Raw genomic sequence first — 20,786 nt, 5'->3', positions numbered from 1 at the left:
GAATCTCAGGCCGTGAGGGTTCTCTCGTATTTGCGCACCGACAGCGGGACGAAGATTACGAGAAGCAACACAACCCAGATCAAGGTGTACAGCACTGGATTCTGCAGCGGCCACGCCGTGGGCGGCGGTGCCATCGGATTGGTGTTACCGAACAACTCTCGCACCGCGAGTGTCACCGACGAAATCGGATTCCACTCCGCGATCGTCTTGAGGACCGGCGGAAACCCGTCGATCGGCACGAAGGTGTTGGCGATGAACGTCAGCGGGAAAATCACGATGAACGATGCATTGTTGAAGATCTCCGGTGAACGCACCGTCAGACCGACGAACGCCATCACCCACGAGATCGAGTAGGCGAACAGCAACAGCAGCAAGTACCCGGCCACTGCTTCGAAGAACGACGACGTGATGCGCCAGCCGACGATGAGTCCGGTGAGCGACATGATGGTGATGGTGACGATGTTGTTGCCGACATCTGCTGCGGTGCGTCCGATGACAACGGCCGAACGCGCCATGGGCAACGAACGGAACCGGTCCATAACGCCCTTTTGCAGATCCTCCGCGAGGGAAGACCCCGTGATCGATGCGCCGAAGACCATGGTCTGGACGAAAATCCCGCCCATGAGAAAGCTCTTGTAGTCGACCCCCGGGATATCGATGGCACTGCCGAACACGTACGCGAACAGCAACACGAACATGATCGGCGACAGTGTCGCGAAGAACAGCAGATCCGGAACTCGCTTGAGCTTGATCAGGTTCCGCTTGGTGATGATGAGGGAATCGTGAAGAACGCTCATTTCTCTTCCTCCACTGCTGCTGCTTCGTTTTCGGTGGCATGGCCGGTGAGGGTGAGAAATACATCGTCGAGATTGGGTCGTCGTAGGCCTACGTCGATGACGCGAATGTTCGCTTCCTTGAACTGGACCAGGACCGTCGTCAAATCGTCTGCACCGCCGCTGACCGGGACGCCGACGCGGCGCGTCTGCTCGTCATAAGACGGCGCGTCCAATCCTATGGGCGTCAAAATCTCCAGTGCCCGTCCCCTGTCCGAAGCATCGGTCAGTACGAATTCCAGACGCTCACCGCCGACCTGCGCCTTGAGTTGATCGGCCGTTCCCTCAGCGATGATGGACCCCTTGTCCAGCACGATGATCGAGTCGGCCAGGCGGTCGGCCTCCTCCAGGTACTGCGTTGTCAACAGAATGGTCGTGCCGTCTTTGACCAGGTCGGAGATGAAGTCCCACATAGTGTTTCGGCTGCGTGGATCCAGTCCGGTCGTAGGTTCGTCGAGGAACACCACTTTCGGTCTTCCGATGAGGCTGGCAGCGATGTCGAGTCTGCGACGCATACCTCCCGAGTACTGCTTGGCCGTCCGGTCGCGTGCATACTCCAGATCGAATCGGGAGAGCAGCTCGCCGGCGCGCTGGCGTGCCTCGGACTTCTTCAGACCGAAGAGCCGGCCGACCATCTCCAGATTTTCGTATCCGGTGAGGTACTCGTCCACTGCGGCGAACTGTCCGGTGAGACCGATGCTCTTTCGAACCTCGTTGGGTTTCTTCGCGACGTCGATTCCGTGCACGCGCGCCGTACCCGACGTGGCTCGTAGCAACGTGGCCAGAATGCGGACAGCCGTCGTCTTTCCGGCACCGTTCGGACCGAGCACGCCGAGGACCGATCCCTCGGGCACCTGGAAACTGATGCCGTCGAGGGCGACGTTCTTGCCGTATTCGAGTACCAAGTTTTCGACTTCGATGGCATTCGCCATGTTCTGTTTCCCCATTCGTTCGATGTGGTCGCAGAAAGAGACCCCAAACCCATCGAAGATTAACCGGTTGCGCCCGTACCGGCTGACCTCACGAGGGAAGACTACGTGCCGCTACCGACAGAAATGACCGGCATCACATCGTAATCGGGGCCCAGATGGTCGACCCGACGCGATCGGACACGACCAGTACGCCTGCATTGCTCGACACCGACATCTCCCGAGGGTCGACACCCTCGGGCCACAGGACCGACCACATCATCTGGCCGTCGGATGCGCGGAGCGCATGCATGCCGGTGTAGTCCCCGAACACGTAATGCTCCCCGTCCGTTACTCCCGATCTTGCCCAGTACGCGTCCTGCCACGGGGTTGTCCATGTTGTCTTTCCTGACGCGATGTCTATGCCCGAGAACGTCCTGGTTTCGGACGAACGCACGACGACGGTGCGGCCCACGACAGCCAGTACAGCAGAGTTGAGGCCTCCGTTGATCTCCAGTGTCTGGATTTCGCCAGAGCTCGGCGCCGGTCCTGGGGTCGTAGGCGCCGTCGCCCAGGAATTTCGGCAGGTCGTCGTCACCCAGATTCGGCCACGGTACGGGCGAGAGACCTGAGGTGGGCACGGCAACAACGGTGAGGGTCTTGCCGGTTCCGTCGAGGACCTCCTCCGTCAGCGACCCTTCCGGCGATCGTGTCACGTTGACGTACAGATCGTTCCCCAGGGGCAGGGGGTTTTCACCTGCAAATCGAAACCTCGGATCACCGGTGAAGATGTCGGCGATCAGATGTGCACCCGCGGAGTACACATCGACGATGTCGCGATCGGGAAGCACCGCCGGTGACGCAGGCTGCCCCGGAGTGGGTGAGTCGAAGGTCTTGTGCCAGTGCGTATCGAGTTCGGTGAACGACCCGCTGTACACGTCCGATACCAGCATGTCCTCACTACGTCCGGACACATAGCCGACGCCGTTCGCTGCTCGGACGTGATAGACGTAGAAGTCCGTCGAAATGTCACCGAGTATGCGGCCGTCGGCGACATCGATGTACACGACGCGGTGGTCGCCATAGCAGGCAAGGACATGGTCGTCGATCTCCTCGGCGCATTGTCTGATCGGTCCGATGTCGCGGAGCCACAGCCGTTCTCCGCTGTTCGGGTCGAGCGCCATCACTCGCAGCCCGCGCGGATTCTTGGAGTAGTCGCCGTCGCCGAGGCCGACCAGCATCGGCGCGTCATCTCCCGGAATCGAGGGAAGTGAGAACTGCAAGCCATGCGTGACGGTGCCGAGCGCGGCAGCGTCGAGAGACCATGCAGGCATCGGTGCTAACGCGAAATCACCGGTGCCGAACCGCGCGTCCACGGGTGGATCCGGCGGCGGACTCGAACTGCACCCGACGGCCAGAAATGCCAGCGCCACCACACTCGCCGACCACCTCGCATGCCTCATCAGGGCCACATTACGGGTCTTGTGCCGGCTCACCCGCGTGGTTGCTGTTGTCGGCGAGCCCCCGATGGGCCTGGAACAAAATGGTCAGTCCATGCCGATCACGTTCGATCACAACATCATTGCGCTTCCTCGACCCGGGCGGTAACTACCTGGGCTGAGCACATCACCGTACTTCTAACTTTCGACTGTGACCGAATATCCGCTGGCACCGAGCGCATCGAGCACGTCCTGACGGTGCGTCGGGCCGCGGGTTTCCACTGTCAACATCACGTCGACCTCCTCTAGCCCCAACTGCCCACCGGTGCGTGAATGAACCACGTCGACCACGCTGGCACCGAGCTTGCGGACGACGCCGAGCAGGTTGAGCAATCCACCCGGTCGATCCGACACCGTTACACGCACGGCGAGATAGCGACCCGCGGCACGCAGTCCGTGAGTGATGACGTGCGTCAACAATAACGGGTCGATGTTGCCGCCGGACAGGATGGCGCACACCGGGCCGTCGAGTAACAGATCGTCACGCGTCATCAACGCAGCGACAGCGGCCGCCCCCGCCGGCTCGACGATAAGCTTGGCACGCTCGATGCACAGCAGCAGCGCACGCGAGAGTGCGTCCTCGGACACGGTGACGACGTCGTCGACCCAGCTCGCCACGTGGTCGAACGGCACACTGCCCGGCAGCCCGACGGCGATGCCGTCGGCCATCGTCGACATCGACTCGGCCGCGATCGGGTGACCCGCCCTCAACGATGCAGGCCAGGCCGCCGCACCTTCGGCCTGCACGCCGATCACCCGCACGCCAGGCTTGTGCAGGTGCACCGCCGCTGCCACACCGGCGAGCAGACCCCCGCCGCCGGTGGGCACAACGATGGTTCCGACATCGGGCATCTGACCGAGCAGTTCGGTCCCCAACGTCGCTTGTCCGGCAACGATATCCGCGTGGTCGAACGGGTGAATGAGCACTGCGCCGGTCCGCGCCGCAAATTCACGCGCGTGAGCGAGCGCCTCGTCGACGGTCTGGCCGACGAGAGTGACATCCGCACCGTAAGATTTCGTGGCAACGAGCTTGGGTAGCGATACCCCCGTCGGCATGAACACCGTCGATGGAATCCCCAATTGTGTTGCAGCCCAAGCCACACCCTGGGCATGATTACCTGCGCTCGCGGCCACCACACCGAATTTGCGCTCGGCATCGGACAACCGTGCGATCCGGTTGTAGGCGCCACGCGGCTTGAAGGATCCCGTTCGCTGCAGGTTCTCGCATTTGAGCCGCACCTCGTGACCGGTGAGGTCGGAGAGGATTCGAGATGCGACGACGGGTGTGCGCCGCATGACGGGCTCCAGCAGAACTTCCGCGTCGGAAATGTCCGCTGCAGTCAACAACGTTCTATTCACGCAGGCTGGCCGATCTTCGCACGCATCTTCATGACCGCCCCCGCTTTACCCGCCCCGACAACTGCCGTAAGAATTCCGTCACGAACGTAGTATGCCAGGAACTTTCTGCCGTCGTCCTCATGGATCACGACGGAATCGTCAGGAGATGGCGTACCCAATGCCTGGATCTTGAGATCGAACTGGTCGCTCCAGAAGTACGGGACCACCGGACGCGACGCCCCTGGATCGACACCGAGCAGAGCAGGGGCCATGACGCGAACCTGGTCTCCGACATTGCTCCAGTGCTCGACGCGCTTCGGCTCGTTTCCTCTGGCCCAGGCTGCGACGTCGCCGACCGCCCACACGTGCCGATCGCTGGTTCGACCGACGGCGTCGGCGTGAACACCGTTGCCGACCTCGATCCCCGAACCTTCCAGCCAATCGACCACCGGCGTCGAGCCGATACCGATGACCACTGTGTCCGATTCGATCTCGGCGCCGTCGCTCGCGACCACGTGGGTCACCCGCCCGGACCCGCGCAACGTGTCCACCCCTACCCCGGTTCGAAGGTCGACTCCCTCGATGAGGTGCAACCTACCGATCAGCGCGCCGACCTCGGTGCCGAGCACCGACGCAAGCGGAGTCGGCTGCGGTTCCAGAACAGTGACATCGACGCCGAGGTGGCGGAACCCCGCCGCCAGTTCGCAACCGATGAAGCCTGCTCCGATGATCACCGCGTGCGTGGTACCGACGGCAGCGCTGCGCAGCGCCTCGGCGTCGTCGCGCGAGCGAAGCACGTGCACACCCTCCAACTCCGGCAGCGACGGCAGCCGCCGCGGCGTCAGTCCGGTGGCAACGACGAGATCGTCGTATTCCAGCGACGTGCCGTCGGCAAGCTGCAGAGTCCGCTGTGCGGGATCGACCGAGACTGCAGCCGAGCCCAGACGCAGCTCGATACGGTGCTCGGCGAAGTACTCCTCGTTCTCGAACGTCGTGTCTTCACGCTCCCCCCGAATGACCTCCTTCGACAACGGGGGTCGGTCGTAGGGCAGATGCTTCTCTTCGCCGACGAGGATCACCTCACCGTCGTATCCCAGCTTCCGCACTTCCTGTGCCGTCCGCAGCCCGGCAAGTCCAGCTCCTACGATCACGATGGTCATGAAAAGATCTCTACCAGAGAAAGAACCTGATCCAGTGAGGTACCTTCACTCGGCTGCGCGTCTACGATCTACACCATGAGTAGTGACCCCAGCTTCGCCGGTTCTTCTCGCACGGATGTGCCGGGTTCGGCTGCGCTGACAACCACGCAGGGTCGAACCATCGTCGCCGACGCGGTCGTTGCCAAGATCGCCGGTATCGCCACGCGCGAGATCAACGGCGTCTACGACGTCGGCGGCGGGACGGCACGCGCCGTCGGTGCATTGCGCGACCGCATCCCTGGCGCCCGGGTCAACCACAGCCAAGGCGTCGCCGTCCAGGTCGGCGAGAAGCAGGCCGCGATCGACATCGGCATCGTCGCCAACTACGGAGTCGCACTCCACGAACTCGCCGTCGGTATCCGGCGGAACATCATCACAGCGGTCGAACGGATGACCGGGCTCGAAGTCACCGAGGTCCACATCACCGTCCACGACGTAGCACTGTTCGACGAGGGCGACCATAGCGTCGACGCGGCTGTCCGGCCGCGCGTCCAGTGAACGCCGACGTGGACCTCGCCGACACGATCGCTGCTGCCGCACTGAGCGTCGCCGGTGTCGCTGCACTGCACGGTGGTGAATTCGGCGAGATCGCAACCTATTTACCGGGTCGCAAAGTTCTCGGTGTTCGCGTCGATGCGGTGCACTGCGACATCCACATCAGCGCCGAATATCCCAGTGACGTGAACGGCGTCGCCCGGGGAGTCCGGGCCGCCGTCCAACCACTTGTTTCGGTCCCGGTATCGGTGACCGTGGAAGACGTGATCGCCCCCAACGCAGGAGAATCGTCATGACCTACACGTTCGTCGGTCTGTTGACCGGCCTCCTTCTCGCGCTTGCCGGAATCATGGGCGGATTCGGCGGATTCGTTCTCGCACTGTTTCTCGGCGCCATCGGCCTCGCCATCGGTGCGCACTTCGACGGTCGCCTCGACCTGACCTCACTGTTGCGCAGCCGCGGCCGTGGTTGATATTGCCGTGGTTGATAGTGCTGGGGTTGATACTGCCGGGGTTGATAGTGCTGGGGTTGATACTGCCGGGGTCGACAACGGTGGTCCCGGCACCCTCGTCATCAAAGAGCGTGCCATCGAGCGGGTGGCCGTCACCGCAGCGTTGACGGTGCCCGCCGTCGTTCGCACCGTCGGCGGGATTTCTCGTCTGACCGGCCGGGAACTGCCTCGCGCCGACGTGTCGGTAGGCGAGCACTCGGTGTCGATCAATCTGTACGTGAGCGTTGCGTGGCCGAGCACCATTTCCGACGTGGCGGCGTCTGTGCACGCGGAAGTCGCACGCGCGCTCGGCGCCATCATCGGACTACCGCTGCATCGACTCAACGTCGTCATAGCAGCCACTACTCCCAGTACAGCTGGAACGCACCACGTCTCGGGCCAGGGCGCCGCGCCTGCACCGAGGCCGCGTCCCCCTACTGCCAGTCCAGCCGCACTACCCGTCGCGCTTGTCCTCGCCCTCGCTCTCCTCGGGGTTGCGTTCGTCGCCGGACGCGAATTTCTGATTGCACGCGAGACCATCGTCGGGGCGCCGTGGATCGGCAACGCCGTCGACTGGATTGCGCAACTCCACTGGGCCACCTGGATGATCCCCGCAGCCGCGGGAGCAGTGATCGCCGGATTGCTCCTCGTGGCGATCGGCCTCAAACCCCGAACCAAGACGCACACCGGAGCAATGTCTGCGACATCCCCCTCGCCGATGGTCTGGCTGCGCCCAACCGACGTGGCGCGCCTTTGCAGCGACCACGCAGGCGATGTCCAGGGGGCTGACTCGGCGCGCACGACAGTGACCAAGAAGCACGTCACGATCGAGGTGCGGAAGACGAGAGACGCCGACGAGGCCGCCATGACCGAATCGGTGCGCGACGCCGTAGCACCCACGCTGGCGGCGCTCGCCGACACGAGGAAGACCCGGATCCGCATTCGACAGGCCCGCTCGTGAAGCGCGCGACGGCGGTCGTCGACCGCCTGCTCGTCCTACTGCTCGGCATCGTCCTCTTGGGCGGAGGCGCCTTCGCGCTGGCCTGGCACTTCGACGTACCGATCGCGAAGGACACGCTGTCGCGATTCGATCGGGCGGTCTTCGCGGGGCTTCCGGCACAGAGCTGGTGGGAACCTGCGCTCGCGGGCACTGCCGTCGCCGCCACGCTCGCAGCGATAGCACTGCTCATCGGCAACCTGTCTCCGCGTCACACAGGGACGGTGCAGATCTCGACGGGAGAAGTGCTCGCGGTCCGCGTCGACCTCGGCGCGCTCGCCCGCGGCGTTGCTGCCGATCTGGCGACGTTCCCCGGCGTCGAATCCTCACGTGGGCGAGCAATCGACGACCGCGGAACCGCGACGCTGGCCGTCACGGTGTCGACGTCCCCGCACATCGACATCGACACCTTCACCCGCGTCGTCGAGACTGCGGCAGGGTTCGTTGCCGAAGCACTGGAGGGCGCACCCGTCGCCGTACGGGTTCAGGTGCACGCCAGTGCTCACAAACGCGGATCCACCGGCTCCGACTCCAACGCCAGCACAGCAAAGACCGCCTGATGCACACGCCACAGCGGCTCGCCGGCGACGTAGCGCTGCAGCGCTTCGATACCGAGCGCGTACTCGCGTAGCGCCATGGACTGCTTGTGAGCCAAGTTGCGCTCACGCAATACCTCGAGCTGCGCCGGCTCGGTGTAGTCCGGTCCGTAGATCAGTCGCAGGTAGTCACGCCCGCGAACCTTGATGCCCGGCTGCACCTTTCCGGTCGGACTATTGGCCGCAGGCTTGACCACCATCCCTTCTCCACCTCCCACGGTGAGGTTCTCCCACCACAGCGCACCCTCGCGTGCCGACTCGTCCGAGCCGAGGTCGACCGTGACACGTCGTGTTCTGGTGAACAGCGTCGGTACTGCGTCGGCCAACCGATCGGCGATACCGAGGTGCCACTCGTGTGGGCGATCGACGTGCACTCCCTTCGACGTGGCCAGAATCTGGAACGGTGCAAGCGTGACTCCTTCCAGACCCGTCGTCTCCCAGATATATCCGCGATAGGCGTCGGCGAACTCCGTGATGCTCGCCGATCGCCTGGAGTTCCGGTCGAGACGATCCTGTACCGGAAGTCCGCGTGCCGCAGCCCTGTTCAGAAGCGCTCCCTCGGCGGTGAGGTCGGCACCCGCTGCTGCCGCTACCGCCGCATACTGGGTCCGAATCAGACCTTCCGCCTTTGCGGACCACGGCATCAGTTCACTGTCGACGATGACCCACGAGGAATCGAGCTCGTCCCAGAGACCTGCTTTCTCGAACGCCGCCGATGCCGATGTGACGAGATCGCTGGTCAGATTCTCGTCGAACACCCTTCTGCCGGTGCGCGTGTGAGCCATCGAAGTCCCGTCGCGGTTCAGCACCAGCACGACCCTAGATCCCATGTGCTTCTCCTCGCACACGACAGCCTGAACTCCGACCTTGCGGTAGGCATCGAATGCCTCGGTCGGGTATTCGAGGTAGCCGTCCCGCGCCGAGGATGGACATGGCGCCATCGTCGGAGGAAGGTACCGTAGCCATTGTGGTGCCACCGCGAACCGGCTCATCACCTCGAGCGCACCCGCAGCGTTCTCGGCCCGGATGCTGACTCGCCCGCGAAGAGAAGTCTCGACACCCGTCGGCCCGATCACATCCGTCAGATCGAGCGAATCTTCCTCTCGAACATACTGATTCAGCGGCTTCGCCGGTGCATACCATTCCTTCTGCGCGGGAACCGACGTGATCTCCCGTTCCGGATATCTCAGCGCCGTCAGCTTCCCGCCGAAGACGCATCCCGTGTCGAGGCACAGGGTGTTGTTCAACCACTCCGGCTCAGGGATCGGAGTGTGGCCATACAGAACCATCGCAGTACCGCGATAGTCCTGCGCCCACGGGTACCGCACCGGAAGTCCGAATTCGTCCGTCTCGCCGGTGGTGTCACCGTAGAGCGCAAAGCTACGAACTCTGCCCGACGCCCGATTGTGGTACTTCTCGATCAGCCCCGCGTGCGCGAGCACGAGACGACCCTCGTCGAGCACCAGGTGCGCGACGAGGCCGTCACAGAATGTGAGGACCTCCCCTCGGAATTCCTCGGTTTCGGTATCGAGCTGCGCCAGCGTCTCCGCGAGACCGTGGGTGACGTTGACCTTTCTTCCGCGCAGTGCCTGCACCATCTTGTGTTCGTGGTTGCCAGGAACCGCGAGCGCCTCGCCTGCACCGACCATCCCCATGACGAGTCGCAGCACGCCCGCGGAATCGGGACCGCGGTCGACGAAGTCGCCGAGGAACACCGCTGTTCTGCCCGGTGGCGGGACTGCACCGACAACTCGGTCTTCGTCATCTCGACGGATCGAGTAGCCGAGAGTGACCAGTAGGGTCTCCAGCTCACCGAAACACCCGTGGATGTCGCCTATGACGTCGAAAGGCCCCCGTAGGTCGCGTCGATCGCTGCGCAGTGGTACACGGGTGAAGCTGGCCTCCTCGACTTCTTCGGTCCCCTCCAGCAGATGAACGGTGCGGAAGCCCTCCTTGGCCAACCCGCGCATCGACCTCGTCAGCTGCTGGTGCTGACGCCTGAGCACGTCCCTGCCGAAACTCCGGTCTTCCCGGCCGGCGTTGCGCCCCGCACAGACCGGTTCGGGAACATCGAGCACGACGGCCACGGGCAGCACATCGTTGTCCCTGGCGAGCTTCACCAGCGCCTTCCGAGCAGCGGGTTGCACATTGGTGGCATCGACCACCGTCAGTCGTCCAGCAGCAAGGCGCTTGGCGACGATGAACTCCAGCAACTCGAAGGCGTCCTTCGTCGCGCTCTGCAGATTCGGGTCATCGCTGACAATGCCACGGCACACGTCGCTCGACACCGTCTCGTACGGGCCGAAATGTTGTGCAGCGAAGGATGTTTTACCCGATCCGCTGATTCCGACCAGCACGATCAGCGCGAGGTCGGGAAGTTCGTACTGTGTCATGCCTTTACCTCTCGTCTGGTGAAGATTGCCATCTGAGTCGGTGCCCCGAGGGCGTCGTCGACAGGGCCGATGGTGCCGTGGCGGACGTCGTAGTCCGCTCGTTCGGCAACGGCCGCTGCCCACTCCGCGAATTGCGCACGGGTGAACTCGAATCGGTGATCGGGGTGCCGGAACTCGCCGTGTGCGAGCCCGTCGTAGAGGATGTTGTATTCGCTGTTGGGTGTTGTCACGAGCACCTTGGTGGGTCTGGCCTCCCGGAACACCGATCGTTCCAGCGCCGGAAGGCGATCTGGTTCGACGTGTTCGATCACCTCCATCAGCACCATGGCGTCGAAACCGCTCAGTCTGCTGTCGCGATAGGTGGCCGAGGACTGCCGAAGCTGAATTCTCGTTCGCTGTCTGTCGGGCAGATCCTGCAGCCTGAGCCGTTTTTCTGCCGTGGCCAGAGCCCGTGCGCTGACGTCCACGCCGACAATCGATTCGAACGAGCTGTCCGCGAACAATTCTCGGAGCAGACGGCCCTCACCACAGCCGAGGTCGACGACACTCTTGGCGCCCTGCAGTTCAGCGACGACAGCCTGCGCCCTTGACTCGCTCAGTCTCGGATCGCGTGGCGCCCGCTCGTCCGCCGCAGCGCCAGGAACAAGCCTGTCCACTACCGACGCTACGAGTTCGCGGCGGTGCTTGAGGTATCGCCCGGCAATGAGGTCGATCTGCGGGTGATCGCCGAGCCAATCCCCCGCTGCTCGCACTAGTTTGTCGGCTTCGTCCTCGCCAACCCAGTAGTGCTTGACGTCGTCGAGAACCGGAAGAAGAACGTACAGGTGCCTCAGCGCTGCCGAGACGGTGAACGTTCCGGTAAGTGTCAGATCGAGGTAGACCGAGTCGCCCCACCGTTCGATACGTGCGTCCAACGGGATCGGACGGGCATCGACAGTCCATCCCAACGGCTCGAAAAGTTCTGCAGCAAGCTCACTTCCACCGCGGCACGGCACCGACGGTAGATTCACCGTCATACTCAACGCCAGGTCGGGGAGTTCGGGCCGCGCGGTACAGGTCCCCGTCATCGCCTGCTTGAATACCCGCGAGAGCGCCACCGCCAGCAGCGAAGCCCCGGCATACGGCCTGTCGTTGACATAGCGACCGAGTGCGAATTCGCTCGACGAGTACCGCGGTTGGGTCTTGCCGAGTTCCGCCGAATCGACGTCGAGAATCAGCGCTACGCAGGTGGACTCGGGAGACGCCTCTGGATAGAGAACCGTCGCCGATCCGACCGAGAGCCCGAAGGCCTGCACCTTGTCGGGGTGCTTGTGCAACAGATACCCGAGATCGGTGGTGTCCGGGAAATCGTGTGTTGCAGCAACGGTCAGGGTCATGAGCATTGCGGCGACGTTACTTCACTGTCCGATGTGGCGCGCGGGGTTTTCGCTGGCTCCCCTGATGGCATGAATGGCGCATTCAAGCCGTCTAGGCGTTGCGATGGTCCATTCATGCCGGCGCAAGCAAAAGGGCGCCCACCTCCTTGCGGAGATGGGCGCCCTTTCAGGGTGAAGCTAGATCACTTGATGATCGCCGTAGGCGGAGCCTGCGGAGACTACTTGATGATCTTGGTGACGCGACCGGCGCCGACGGTACGACCACCCTCACGGATAGCGAAACGCAGGCCCTCGTCCATGGCGACCGGCTGGATCAGCGCGACGGTCATCTCGGTGTTGTCACCGGGCATAACCATCTCGGTGCCCTCGGGGAGGGTCACGACGCCCGTAACGTCCGTGGTGCGGAAGTAGAACTGCGGGCGGTAGTTGTTGAAGAACGGCGTGTGGCGGCCGCCTTCGTCCTTGGACAGGATGTAAGCGTTGCCCTCGAACTCCGTGTGGGGAGTCGTGGTGCCCGGCTTGATGATGACCTGTCCACGCTCGACATCTTCGCGCTTGATGCCGCGAACGAGCAGACCGACGTTGTCGCCTGCCTGGCCCGAGTCGAGCAGCTTGCGGAACATCTCGATGCCGGTGACCGTGGTCTTGGTCGAGCCGGGGCGGATGCCGACGATCTCGACCTCTTCGTTGACGTTGACCGAGCCGCGCTCGATACGTCCGGTGACGACAGTTCCACGACCGGTGATGGTGAAGACGTCCTCGACGGGCATGAGGAACGGCTTGTCCGTCTCACGGACGGGGTCCGGGACGGAATCGTCGACGGCCTGCATGAGCTCGAGAACGCTCTCGCCCCACTTCTCGTCGCCTTCGAGAGCCTTCAGTGCGGAGACCTTGATGACGGGGGCATCCTCGTCGAAGTCCTGCGCAGCGAGAAGCTCACGGACCTCCATCTCGACAAGCTCGATGATTTCTTCGTCGTCGACCATGTCGGCCTTGTTGAGTGCAACAAGGATGTACGGAACGCCGACCTGCTTGGCGAGGAGCACATGCTCACGCGTCTGCGGCATCGGGCCATCGGTAGCTGCAACGACCAGGATTGCGCCGTCCATCTGCGCAGCACCCGTGATCATGTTCTTGATGTAGTCAGCGTGGCCGGGAGCATCGACGTGAGCGTAGTGACGCTTCTCCGTCTGGTACTCGACGTGGGAGATGTTGATCGTGATACCACGAGCCTTCTCCTCCGGCGCCTTGTCGATCTCGTCGAAAGCCGAAGCTTCGTTGAGGTCCGGGTACTTGTCGTGCAGAACCTTGGTGATTGCTGCCGTCAGCGTCGTTTTGCCGTGGTCAACGTGACCGATGGTCCCGATGTTGACGTGCGGCTTCGTCCGCTCGAACTTCGCCTTCGCCACTGTGTGTCCTCCTGGACTGATCTGTGCGTGCCCCGAAAGGGCAGCACGTGTATGTGTTGATTCTTATTACAGGTCTAGCGTGGTCCAGCTTCGGCAGAGAATTATTCTCCGGTCGCCTTCGCGATGATTTCCTTTGCGACGTTCACGGGAACCTCGGCGTAGGAATCGAACACCATGGAGTAGTTAGCGCGGCCCTGTGTCTTCGACCGAAGGTCTCCGATGTAGCCGAACATCTCCGACAGCGGAACCAGTGCCTTGACGATACGGGCACCGCTGCGTTCCTCCATGGCCTGAATCTGACCACGGCGGGAGTTCAGGTCGCCGATGACCTCACCCATGTAATCCTCGGGCGTGATGACCTCAACGGCCATGACGGGCTCGAGAATGACGGGGCTGGCCTTGCGAGCGGCTTCCTTGAACGCTTGTGAGCCGGCGACCTTGAAGGCCATTTCCGACGAGTCGACGTCGTGGTACGCACCGTCGAGGAGCGTGAGCTTGACGTTGACCAGCGGGTATCCGGCAAGAACGCCGTACTGCATGGCGTCCTGTGCTCCGGCGTCGACCGAAGGGATGTACTCCCTCGGCACACGACCACCACTGACCTTGTTCTCGAACTCGTACGTCGCGCCGTCTTCGCCTTCGAAAGGCTCGAGCTTGATGACGACCTTCGCGAACTGGCCGGAGCCACCGGTCTGCTTCTTGTGGGTGTAGTCGTGCTTCTCGACCGTCTTGCGGATGGTCTCGCGGTACGCAACCTGCGGCTTGCCGACGTTGGCCTCGACCTTGAACTCGCGACGCATACGGTCCACGAGGATGTCGAGGTGAAGCTCGCCCATACCGCCGATGACGGTCTGGCCGGTGTCTTCGTCCTGCTTGACCGAGAAGGTGGGATCTTCCTCGGCGAGCTTCTGGATTGCTGTTCCCAGCTTCTCCTGGTCGGACTTGGTCTTGGGCTCGATCGAGACCTGAATGACCGGGTCCGGGAAGCTCATCGACTCGAGGATGATCTGATTCTGCGGATCGCAGAGCGTGTCACCCGTCGTCGTGTCCTTGAGACCGATGACGGCGTAGATGTGACCGGCCGAAGCCGCCGCGATTGCGTTCTCCTTGTTGGAGTGCATCTGGAAGAGCTTGCCCAGACGCTCCTTCTTGCCCTTGGTCGAGTTGATGACCTGAGCGCCGGAGTCGACCTTGCCCGAGTACACGCGGACATACGTCAGCTTGCCGAAGAAGGGGTGAGTCGCAATCTTGAACGCAAGAGCTGCGAACGGCTCGTCTGCGGACGGCTTGCGAGTGATCTCCTTCTCCTCGTCGCCGACGGCGTGACCGATTGTCTCGGCAACGTCGAGGGGAGACGGGAGGTAGTCGACAACCGCGTCGAGCATGGGCTGAACGCCCTTGTTCTTGAACGCGGAACCACACAGGATCGGGTACAGCTCGCTGTTGACCGTCATCTTGCGGATGGCGCCCTTGACCTCTTCGATCGTGAGCTCTTCGCCGCCGAAGTGCTTCTCCAGAAGCGCTTCGTCCGACTCGGCCACGGTCTCGAGGAGCATCGTGCGGTACTCGTCTGCACGCTCTTTGAGGTTTTCCGGGATCTCCTGGATCTCGTACTTCTCACCGAGCTTGGTCTCACCGCTCCACACGAGAGCCTTCATCTGCACGAGGTCGATTACACCCTCGAAATCGTTCTCGGCGCCGATCGGCAGCTGGATGACCAGCGGCGTGGCACCGAGACGATCCTTGATGGTCTGGACGGTGTAGTAGAAGTCAGCGCCCAGCTTGTCCATCTTGTTGACGAAGCAGATACGCGGAACGTCGTACTTGTCGGCCTGACGCCACACCTGCTCCGACTGCGGCTCGACGCCTTCTTTGCCGTCGAACACGGCAACGGCGCCATCGAGCACGCGAAGCGAACGCTCGACCTCGACCGTGAAGTCGACGTGGCCGGGCGTATCGATGATGTTGATCTGGTTGTCGTTCCAGAAGCACGTCGTGGCAGCAGAGGTGATCGTGATGCCACGCTCCTGCTCCTGCTCCATCCAGTCCATGGTGGCTGCGCCGTCGTGAACTTCACCGATCTTGTACGAGATACCGGTGTAGAAGAGGATGCGCTCGGTAGTGGTGGTTTTACCAGCATCGATGTGGGCCATGATGCCGATGTTGCGGACCTTGTTGAGGTCGGTCAGCACGTCCTGTGCCACGGAATTCATCCCGCCTTGTAAGTCGAAGAAGTGGGGCTGGTCGAGCTCCGAAAGGTGATCGGGGCAGGCCAGGTGCTACGTACAACGCCGGGTGGGTACCGAAAGTTTCTCAGTACCCCCGACAGGCAATCACCAGCGGTAGTGCGCGAACGCCTTGTTGGCTTCAGCCATCTTGTGGGTGTCCTCGCGACGCTTCACAGCGGCGCCGAGGCCGTTGCTGGCGTCGAGCAGCTCGTTGGCGAGACGCTCGACCATGGTCTTCTCACGACGTGCGCGAGAGAACGTGACCAACCAACGCAATGCCAGCGTGGTGGAACGGCCGGGACGAACCTCGACGGGCACCTGGTAGGTGGCGCCACCGACGCGACGGCTGCGAACCTCGAGGGCCGGCTTGACGTTGTCGAGGGCACGCTTGAGCGTGACGACGGGGTCGGTGCCGGTCTTCTCGCGAGCCTGCTCGAGCGCCTGGTAGACGATGCGCTCTGCAGTGGACTTCTTGCCGTCCATGAGGATCTTGTTGACGAGCTGCGTGACCAACGGCGATCCGTAGACCGGGTCGTTGATCAGCGGCCGCTTGGGTGCTGGGCCCTTGCGTGGCATATCAGCTCTTCTCCTTCTTGGCGCCGTACTTGCTGCGTGCCTGCTTGCGGTTCTTGACGCCCTGAGTATCGAGCGAGCCGCGAATGATCTTGTAACGCACACCCGGGAGGTCCTTCACACGACCACCGCGAACGAGCACCATGGAGTGCTCCTGCAGGTTGTGGGCTTCACCGGGGATGTAGGCAGTGACCTCCACCGACGTGGTCAAGCGCACGCGCGCGACCTTACGGAGAGCGGAGTTCGGCTTCTTCGGGGTGGTTGTGTACACGCGAGTGCACACGCCACGACGCTGTGGGCTTCCCTTGAGGGCAGCGGTCTTGAGCTTGCGCACCTTGTCGGTGCGACCCTTGCGGACCAGCTGGTTGATAGTTGGCATGAACCGGCTTTCTTCGTGTTGAAAATCAGGGATCTAGCAGTTGGAGCAAGAGAACACTGCTCCTCACCCGGTACTGCTACCGCAACACTGCAACTGCATTTCTGCCGCTCCGGTGCTGCTATCGCGGGTCTCTTGCACCCCGCGGTCGGGTGTGTCGCATACCCCCACACGTGCAGCCGATTACTCGCTCGTCAGTCGAGCGTGCGCACGGCTGTACCTCGCATAGGCACACAAACGGTCCGGTCAGCCCGGACACGACCTGTAACGATACCCGGCGGCGCGGCCTCGGGTCAAAACGCCCCCGGTCGTGCTACCTGCTGAGGTTGATCGTCAGGTCCATCAGTGTGGTTGCGGCCTCGCACGGGTCCGGGTGACCCGGCGACGGCAGATACTGCACCCACCACCCGACGATGCCGGACTCCGGCGACCCGGCGGTCACCCCGCACGACGCAGGATCATCTCGCGGCTGGCTTCGAATTGCCTTGCGACCCTGCACCGTTATGTCCGAGATCGTGTACATCATCTTCTCGTTCGTCTCCCGCTCGACGCCGAGGGATCCGTTCTCGAACCAGTTGAACGACACCTTCACAATGCCGTTGGGTCCCGCCACATCCCACCGGCAGATGGCCCCGAAGAAGCCGCGTTCGATGGCGTCGCCGCCCACCGTTGCAGCGATCTGGTCATCGGCGACGGCGTCGCATTCGGTGAGAAGGTCCCGAAGTTCCGAGTCGTCGGTTCCGTCGAACGACTCGGCGACAGGAGTGCCTGCCACCGTGGTACTGCACCCCGCGACGAGCAGCACCGACGCGAGAACGAGTGCTTTTCTCACTGGGCACGCTCCACCGTGAGCTCGGCGAGTTGCTTCGCCACTGCGCAGGGATCTGCCGGAGGCGGTTGGTCGCCGTACGTAACCGACCAGTGCATGAAATCCTTCCCGAACTGAACGCCCACCTCGCACAGGTAGCTCTCGGTTGCAGCGGAGAAACCGGGATGGCCGTCGAGCTCGATGTCTTCGGCGGGCCTACCGATCAGTTCCGATCCTGAACGCTCCCGCGCAATGGGGCTGCCCCGGTACCAGGAGAAGCTGACCGACGGCCCCGAGAAGCCGGCCACTTCCCATTCGCAGCCGATGGAGTTTCGAGTGATCATCGTGAATGCCGGGACCGCGAATGCCTTGACGACCTCGTCGTCGGTGACCGATCCGCACTGGCCGAAGAATGGTCCGGGGGCACCGGGATCGGCGGACGTACTGGTGGACTGATCCTGCGCGTCGCCGCCGGACCCGCACCCGACCAGCAGCGCCGCAAGGACCACCCCGAGTAGCACTGTCGCCCGCATGCCAAGGACTCTACTAGTCGAGATAGTCCCAGAACTGGAGCCACTTGATGGACGCGAAGACCGTCAACGTGAGGGCATAGACGAGCACCACCGTGAGCGCGCCGATCAGCGAGAGCCTCCGGCCTGCACCGTCGATCGGGTCGAGCCAGCGCCGAAACCAGCCGGTGACCGCGGGCATGAAGAAGTACGTCATAAGGCCGACGCTGAGGATCTGGCTCAGCCACATCGACAGCCACGGCGGGGCACCGACGTCGTCGAGTATCGGTCCGACGAATCTCGACAGCGTCATCACCGTCGGGTACAGCACGAGGAGGACGAGCATTGCCGTCTTCCAGTCCGGGGTGACCTGAGTCCGACCGTCCTCGACGCGGACGAGGGAACCGAACGGGGTGCTGTGGCTGATGGCCGAGAAGTCTCCGGTCAGCTGCTTGCGGGGTTCCGGCAGAGCGGCGCTCCTGACGTCCGATTGCATCCACGCCCACTCGAAGGACTGTGCCTCCGGCGCCGATATCCGCGCGCTGTCGAACCCTGGAGCGTTCTCCGCTCGGGCATGAAGCTCGGCTACCCACGACGCGAAGTTCTCCCCCACATCTTCTCGATGGAAGATGCTGACGGCGGTGGCGGGCGCGCTGAGCATCACGCAGTCCCGATGCGCCGGCCCTGGACATAGACCGCGGCGATCGCCGGTTCACGCATCGCCATCAACAGTGCGAACAGTGTCTGATCACGGGCGAGATTGGGGTCTTCGGCGCGGAAACCCTTGTCCATCAGACCACCCAGCGGCGGCCACGCGGCCGGATCGACGACGATGAAATCGGCTTCTTTGCCGACGTCGAAGTTGCCGATACGGTCTTCCATATCCAGCGCCCGCGCTCCGGCCAGGGTGCCGGTGAACAATAATTCTGCTGGGTGCAGCGAGATGCCGTCGTCGCCCGCCTCGGAGATGTGCACCTTGAAGGCGTCGCCCAGGACCCGTGTCAGCAGAAACTCGTCGCCGCCGCCGTAGTCCGAACCGATGGCGATGTTCACACCTGCCGCGACGGTCCGCTTCCACGGCATGGTGCCCGAGCCGAGGAACTGCTGCGACGTCGGGCAATGCGAGATCGACGTTCCGGTCTCGGCCATGCGAGCGAGTTCGGCGTCCTGGCAGTGGACCGCGTGCGCGAGGATGCTGCGTTTGCCGAGGAAGCTCTTCCCACCGACCTTCGAACCGGGGAGGAACTTGCCGTCGTAGGTGTCGAGGTAGGAATCGACTTGATACATCTGTTTGGTGGTTGCTACCTCGCCTGTTCCCGGTCGGTCGTTCTCGTTGAGGTGGCTGTGAAAGTACACCCCGCGGTGACGGACCGAGTCGTACAGCTCGCCCAGATTCTTCAAGGTCTCGGTAGTGACGGCCAGGGAGAACCGAGGTATGACAGCGACGTGCAGCAATGCCGTCGCGGCATCACCGGTGTCGGCGCCGTGCCACTTCTCGATTTCCTCGGAGACGAGGCGGATCGCGTCGTCCTCGCTGCTGATCAAGGCCGCTGCGGATTCCGGGCCGGTCGTCTGGACGCCGCGTCCGCTGACGACTCGCAGACCTCGCCTGCGGGTTTCCTCGAACAGTGCGTCCTGAGCGTGGGGGAACGCCGAACCGAACACCATCGCCTGCGTAGTACCCGCGGCGATGCGCCGATCGCAGAAGGCCACGGCAGCATCGGACGCGAAATCAGGGTCGGCGAACAGACTTTCGGAAGGAAAGATGCACGCATTGAGCCACTCGAGCAGCTGACCGCCGCCGTAGGCGTCGCCGATGAAAGTCTGCGGAAAGTGAACGTGGGTGTCCACGAAGCCAGGTAGAAGGAAGCCAGGCCGATGGTCGACGACGGTCCCGCGCAGACCCGGATCGAATTCTCCGACGTAGGTGATGACGCCGGAATCGTCGACGACGATCGCACCGTCGGGGATCGACACGAGCGCCGCGGCTGCACCTTCCACTGTCGGCGATCCTGCGATATGAAAGACATGTCCCCGGTGTGTTTTGCGGGAAGAACTGTGTGTCTGACTCACGTGAATCAGCGAACCACGGACGAACACTTCTCGCTCACCGAACGCCGCGGCTCACAAGCGGTGGGCCGCGATGTCGCCCTGATGAATCTTCAAGCTCGAGTCGAGTACGCCCGCCCAGGCACGCACGATTTCGCTGCGTCTGCGGGAATCGTCGCTCAGCACGTCGGCGAGTCCGAGTCCGCGGGCCAAGTCGAGAGTGGCCTGCACGAGCCGGTGAGTCTGAGGATCGCGATCATCGGCACCCAACTGTTCGACGGCCATTCGGTGCGCGACTCGGCCGAACTTGTCTTCGAGCGGCAACACCCGTGACCGCATCTCTGGATCGGCGGCTGCGGCCGTCCACACCTGCAGAGCCGCCTTGAACATCGGACCCGTGTAGTACTCGACGATCCGCTGCACGACAGCTTCCGTGCGGGCCGGGCCGAGCGGGAGACCCGTGGACTCGCGCCGCGCCTCGTCCATCCTTGTGTCGAACATGTAGTCCAGCGCCGCCGTGATCAGATCCTCACGCGTCGGGAAGTGGTGCTGTGTCGCGCCGCGAGAGACTCCGGCTTTCTCAGCGACCACGCCGACCGTCGTCGCTACCCAGCCTTGATAGGCGAGGGAGGAAATGGTGGCTTCGAGAAGTCGTTGGCGCGTGGCCCTACTTCGGTCCTGCTTGGGTTCACGCGCCGTCACCATCGTTG

Annotated in this window: 23 protein-coding genes; 7 read left to right on the top strand and 16 right to left on the bottom strand. The window is 63.1% G+C overall.

Annotated elements, in window-relative coordinates:
- Positions 1–5 precede the first annotated feature (5 nt).
- The 3 genes from QMK17_RS02710 to QMK17_RS26445 form a co-directional block, all read right to left on the bottom strand.
- Positions 6–797: an ABC transporter permease gene (locus QMK17_RS02710; RefSeq protein WP_283506883.1), complete on the bottom strand. Its 792-nt coding sequence runs from the start codon at positions 795–797 to the stop codon at positions 6–8.
- Entirely contained in the window at positions 794–1,765 is a 972-nt protein-coding gene (locus QMK17_RS02705) for an ATP-binding cassette domain-containing protein (protein ID WP_283506882.1), read from the bottom strand. Before QMK17_RS02705 ends, QMK17_RS02710 begins: the two co-directional genes overlap by 4 nt.
- 133 nt (positions 1,766–1,898) lie before the next feature.
- A complete protein-coding gene (locus tag QMK17_RS26445) occupies positions 1,899–2,198 on the bottom strand; it encodes a hypothetical protein (RefSeq protein WP_442972687.1) in 300 nt (99 codons plus the stop codon).
- A gap of 445 nt (positions 2,199–2,643) precedes the next feature.
- Between QMK17_RS26445 and QMK17_RS26440 the strand changes: the two genes are divergently transcribed.
- Positions 2,644–3,015: a hypothetical protein gene (locus QMK17_RS26440; RefSeq protein WP_442972679.1), complete on the top strand. Its 372-nt coding sequence runs from the start codon at positions 2,644–2,646 to the stop codon at positions 3,013–3,015.
- Between the two features lie 16 nt (positions 3,016–3,031).
- Positions 3,032–3,349 carry a hypothetical protein gene (locus QMK17_RS26435; protein ID WP_442972678.1) on the top strand — a complete coding sequence of 106 codons (318 nt, stop codon included), beginning with the start codon at positions 3,032–3,034 and terminating at the stop codon, positions 3,347–3,349.
- A 29-nt stretch (positions 3,350–3,378) separates the two neighbouring features.
- Here QMK17_RS26435 and ilvA read toward each other — a convergent pair whose 3' ends face one another.
- On the bottom strand, positions 3,379–4,536 hold the full coding sequence (gene ilvA, locus QMK17_RS02695; RefSeq protein WP_283507032.1) for a threonine ammonia-lyase: 1,158 nt from the start codon (positions 4,534–4,536) through the stop codon (positions 3,379–3,381).
- Positions 4,537–4,595: 59 nt separating this feature from the next.
- Entirely contained in the window at positions 4,596–5,738 is a 1,143-nt protein-coding gene (locus tag QMK17_RS02690; protein WP_283506880.1) for an NAD(P)/FAD-dependent oxidoreductase, read from the bottom strand.
- 75 nt (positions 5,739–5,813) lie between these two features.
- Here QMK17_RS02690 and QMK17_RS02685 point away from each other — a divergent pair, with 75 nt between their 5' ends.
- The 5 genes from QMK17_RS02685 to QMK17_RS02665 are packed head-to-tail and all read left to right on the top strand — an operon-like array spanning position 5,814 to position 8,319.
- Entirely contained in the window at positions 5,814–6,275 is a 462-nt protein-coding gene (locus tag QMK17_RS02685) for an Asp23/Gls24 family envelope stress response protein (RefSeq protein ID WP_283506879.1), read from the top strand.
- Positions 6,272–6,568, top strand: a complete 297-nt coding sequence (locus QMK17_RS02680; protein ID WP_283506878.1) for a hypothetical protein — start codon at positions 6,272–6,274, stop codon at positions 6,566–6,568. Before QMK17_RS02685 ends, QMK17_RS02680 begins: the two co-directional genes overlap by 4 nt.
- Entirely contained in the window at positions 6,565–6,744 is a 180-nt protein-coding gene (locus QMK17_RS02675) for a DUF2273 domain-containing protein (protein ID WP_283506877.1), read from the top strand. The genes QMK17_RS02680 and QMK17_RS02675 overlap by 4 nt, the downstream gene beginning before the upstream one ends.
- A 7-nt stretch (positions 6,745–6,751) precedes the next feature.
- Positions 6,752–7,723 carry a DUF6286 domain-containing Asp23/Gls24 family envelope stress response protein gene (locus tag QMK17_RS02670; RefSeq protein ID WP_283506876.1) on the top strand — a complete coding sequence of 324 codons (972 nt, stop codon included), beginning with the start codon at positions 6,752–6,754 and terminating at the stop codon, positions 7,721–7,723.
- The gene (locus tag QMK17_RS02665) at positions 7,720–8,319 is read left to right on the top strand and encodes a hypothetical protein (RefSeq protein ID WP_283506875.1); all 600 of its coding nucleotides are present in this window, start codon (positions 7,720–7,722) and stop codon (positions 8,317–8,319) included. Before QMK17_RS02670 ends, QMK17_RS02665 begins: the two co-directional genes overlap by 4 nt.
- On the opposite strand, the gene QMK17_RS02660 is transcribed toward QMK17_RS02665, so the two are convergent.
- The 11 genes from QMK17_RS02660 to QMK17_RS02610 form a co-directional block, all read right to left on the bottom strand.
- Positions 8,262–10,748, bottom strand: coding sequence for a polynucleotide kinase-phosphatase (locus QMK17_RS02660; RefSeq protein WP_283506874.1), 2,487 nt, complete (start codon positions 10,746–10,748; stop codon positions 8,262–8,264). The two genes, QMK17_RS02665 and QMK17_RS02660, sit on opposite strands and share 58 nt — an antisense overlap.
- The gene (locus QMK17_RS02655; RefSeq protein ID WP_283506873.1) at positions 10,745–12,130 is read right to left on the bottom strand and encodes a 3' terminal RNA ribose 2'-O-methyltransferase Hen1; all 1,386 of its coding nucleotides are present in this window, start codon (positions 12,128–12,130) and stop codon (positions 10,745–10,747) included. Before QMK17_RS02655 ends, QMK17_RS02660 begins: the two co-directional genes overlap by 4 nt.
- A gap of 212 nt (positions 12,131–12,342) precedes the next feature.
- Positions 12,343–13,533: an elongation factor Tu gene (gene tuf / locus QMK17_RS02650; protein WP_283506872.1), complete on the bottom strand. Its 1,191-nt coding sequence runs from the start codon at positions 13,531–13,533 to the stop codon at positions 12,343–12,345.
- A 101-nt stretch (positions 13,534–13,634) separates the two neighbouring features.
- Positions 13,635–15,737 (bottom strand): elongation factor G, encoded by a 2,103-nt coding sequence (gene fusA / locus QMK17_RS02645; protein WP_283507031.1) that lies wholly within the window; start codon positions 15,735–15,737, stop codon positions 13,635–13,637.
- 129 nt (positions 15,738–15,866) lie between these two features.
- A complete protein-coding gene (gene rpsG / locus QMK17_RS02640) occupies positions 15,867–16,337 on the bottom strand; it encodes a 30S ribosomal protein S7 (protein ID WP_072690599.1) in 471 nt (156 codons plus the stop codon).
- Between the two features lies 1 nt (position 16,338).
- On the bottom strand, positions 16,339–16,713 hold the full coding sequence (rpsL, locus tag QMK17_RS02635) for a 30S ribosomal protein S12 (RefSeq protein ID WP_283506871.1): 375 nt from the start codon (positions 16,711–16,713) through the stop codon (positions 16,339–16,341).
- 310 nt (positions 16,714–17,023) lie between these two features.
- The gene (locus QMK17_RS02630) at positions 17,024–17,542 is read right to left on the bottom strand and encodes a DUF3558 domain-containing protein (RefSeq protein WP_283506870.1); all 519 of its coding nucleotides are present in this window, start codon (positions 17,540–17,542) and stop codon (positions 17,024–17,026) included.
- Complete coding sequence (locus tag QMK17_RS02625; RefSeq protein WP_283506869.1) at positions 17,539–18,051, bottom strand: DUF3558 domain-containing protein; 513 nt, start codon at positions 18,049–18,051, stop codon at positions 17,539–17,541. The genes QMK17_RS02630 and QMK17_RS02625 overlap by 4 nt, the downstream gene beginning before the upstream one ends.
- Before the next feature lie 13 nt (positions 18,052–18,064).
- A complete protein-coding gene (locus QMK17_RS02620; protein ID WP_283506868.1) occupies positions 18,065–18,688 on the bottom strand; it encodes a hypothetical protein in 624 nt (207 codons plus the stop codon).
- A complete protein-coding gene (locus QMK17_RS02615; protein WP_442972686.1) occupies positions 18,688–20,106 on the bottom strand; it encodes an amidohydrolase family protein in 1,419 nt (472 codons plus the stop codon). Before QMK17_RS02615 ends, QMK17_RS02620 begins: the two co-directional genes overlap by 1 nt.
- Positions 20,107–20,151: 45 nt before the next feature.
- On the bottom strand, positions 20,152–20,781 hold the full coding sequence (locus QMK17_RS02610) for a TetR/AcrR family transcriptional regulator (RefSeq protein WP_283506866.1): 630 nt from the start codon (positions 20,779–20,781) through the stop codon (positions 20,152–20,154).
- Positions 20,782–20,786: the final 5 nt, after the last annotated feature.

Origin of the sequence: Rhodococcus sp. G-MC3 (assembly GCF_030063335.1) — a bacterium.
In the GTDB taxonomy this organism is placed as follows: domain Bacteria; phylum Actinomycetota; class Actinomycetes; order Mycobacteriales; family Mycobacteriaceae; genus Rhodococcoides.
This window is presented reverse-complemented; position numbering and strand designations above follow the sequence as displayed.

Bases quoted from the DNA above. Each gene is read 5' to 3' on its own strand.
- QMK17_RS02660 (WP_283506874.1), bottom strand. From the start codon at position 10,748: ATGACACAGTACGAACTTCCCGACCTCGCGCTGATCGTGCTGGTCGGA.
- QMK17_RS02620 (WP_283506868.1), bottom strand. From the start codon at position 18,688: ATGCTCAGCGCGCCCGCCACCGCCGTCAGCATCTTCCATCGAGAAGAT.
- QMK17_RS02705 (WP_283506882.1), bottom strand. From the start codon at position 1,765: ATGGCGAATGCCATCGAAGTCGAAAACTTGGTACTCGAATACGGCAAG.
- QMK17_RS02675 (WP_283506877.1), top strand. From the start codon at position 6,565: ATGACCTACACGTTCGTCGGTCTGTTGACCGGCCTCCTTCTCGCGCTT.
- QMK17_RS02625 (WP_283506869.1), bottom strand. From the start codon at position 18,051: ATGCGGGCGACAGTGCTACTCGGGGTGGTCCTTGCGGCGCTGCTGGTC.
- ilvA (WP_283507032.1), bottom strand. From the start codon at position 4,536: ATGCGGCGCACACCCGTCGTCGCATCTCGAATCCTCTCCGACCTCACC.
- rpsG (WP_072690599.1), bottom strand. From the start codon at position 16,337: ATGCCACGCAAGGGCCCAGCACCCAAGCGGCCGCTGATCAACGACCCG.
- QMK17_RS02685 (WP_283506879.1), top strand. From the start codon at position 5,814: ATGAGTAGTGACCCCAGCTTCGCCGGTTCTTCTCGCACGGATGTGCCG.
- rpsL (WP_283506871.1), bottom strand. From the start codon at position 16,713: ATGCCAACTATCAACCAGCTGGTCCGCAAGGGTCGCACCGACAAGGTG.
- QMK17_RS02690 (WP_283506880.1), bottom strand. From the start codon at position 5,738: ATGACCATCGTGATCGTAGGAGCTGGACTTGCCGGGCTGCGGACGGCA.
- QMK17_RS02655 (WP_283506873.1), bottom strand. From the start codon at position 12,130: ATGCTCATGACCCTGACCGTTGCTGCAACACACGATTTCCCGGACACC.
- QMK17_RS02610 (WP_283506866.1), bottom strand. From the start codon at position 20,781: ATGGTGACGGCGCGTGAACCCAAGCAGGACCGAAGTAGGGCCACGCGC.
- QMK17_RS02710 (WP_283506883.1), bottom strand. From the start codon at position 797: ATGAGCGTTCTTCACGATTCCCTCATCATCACCAAGCGGAACCTGATC.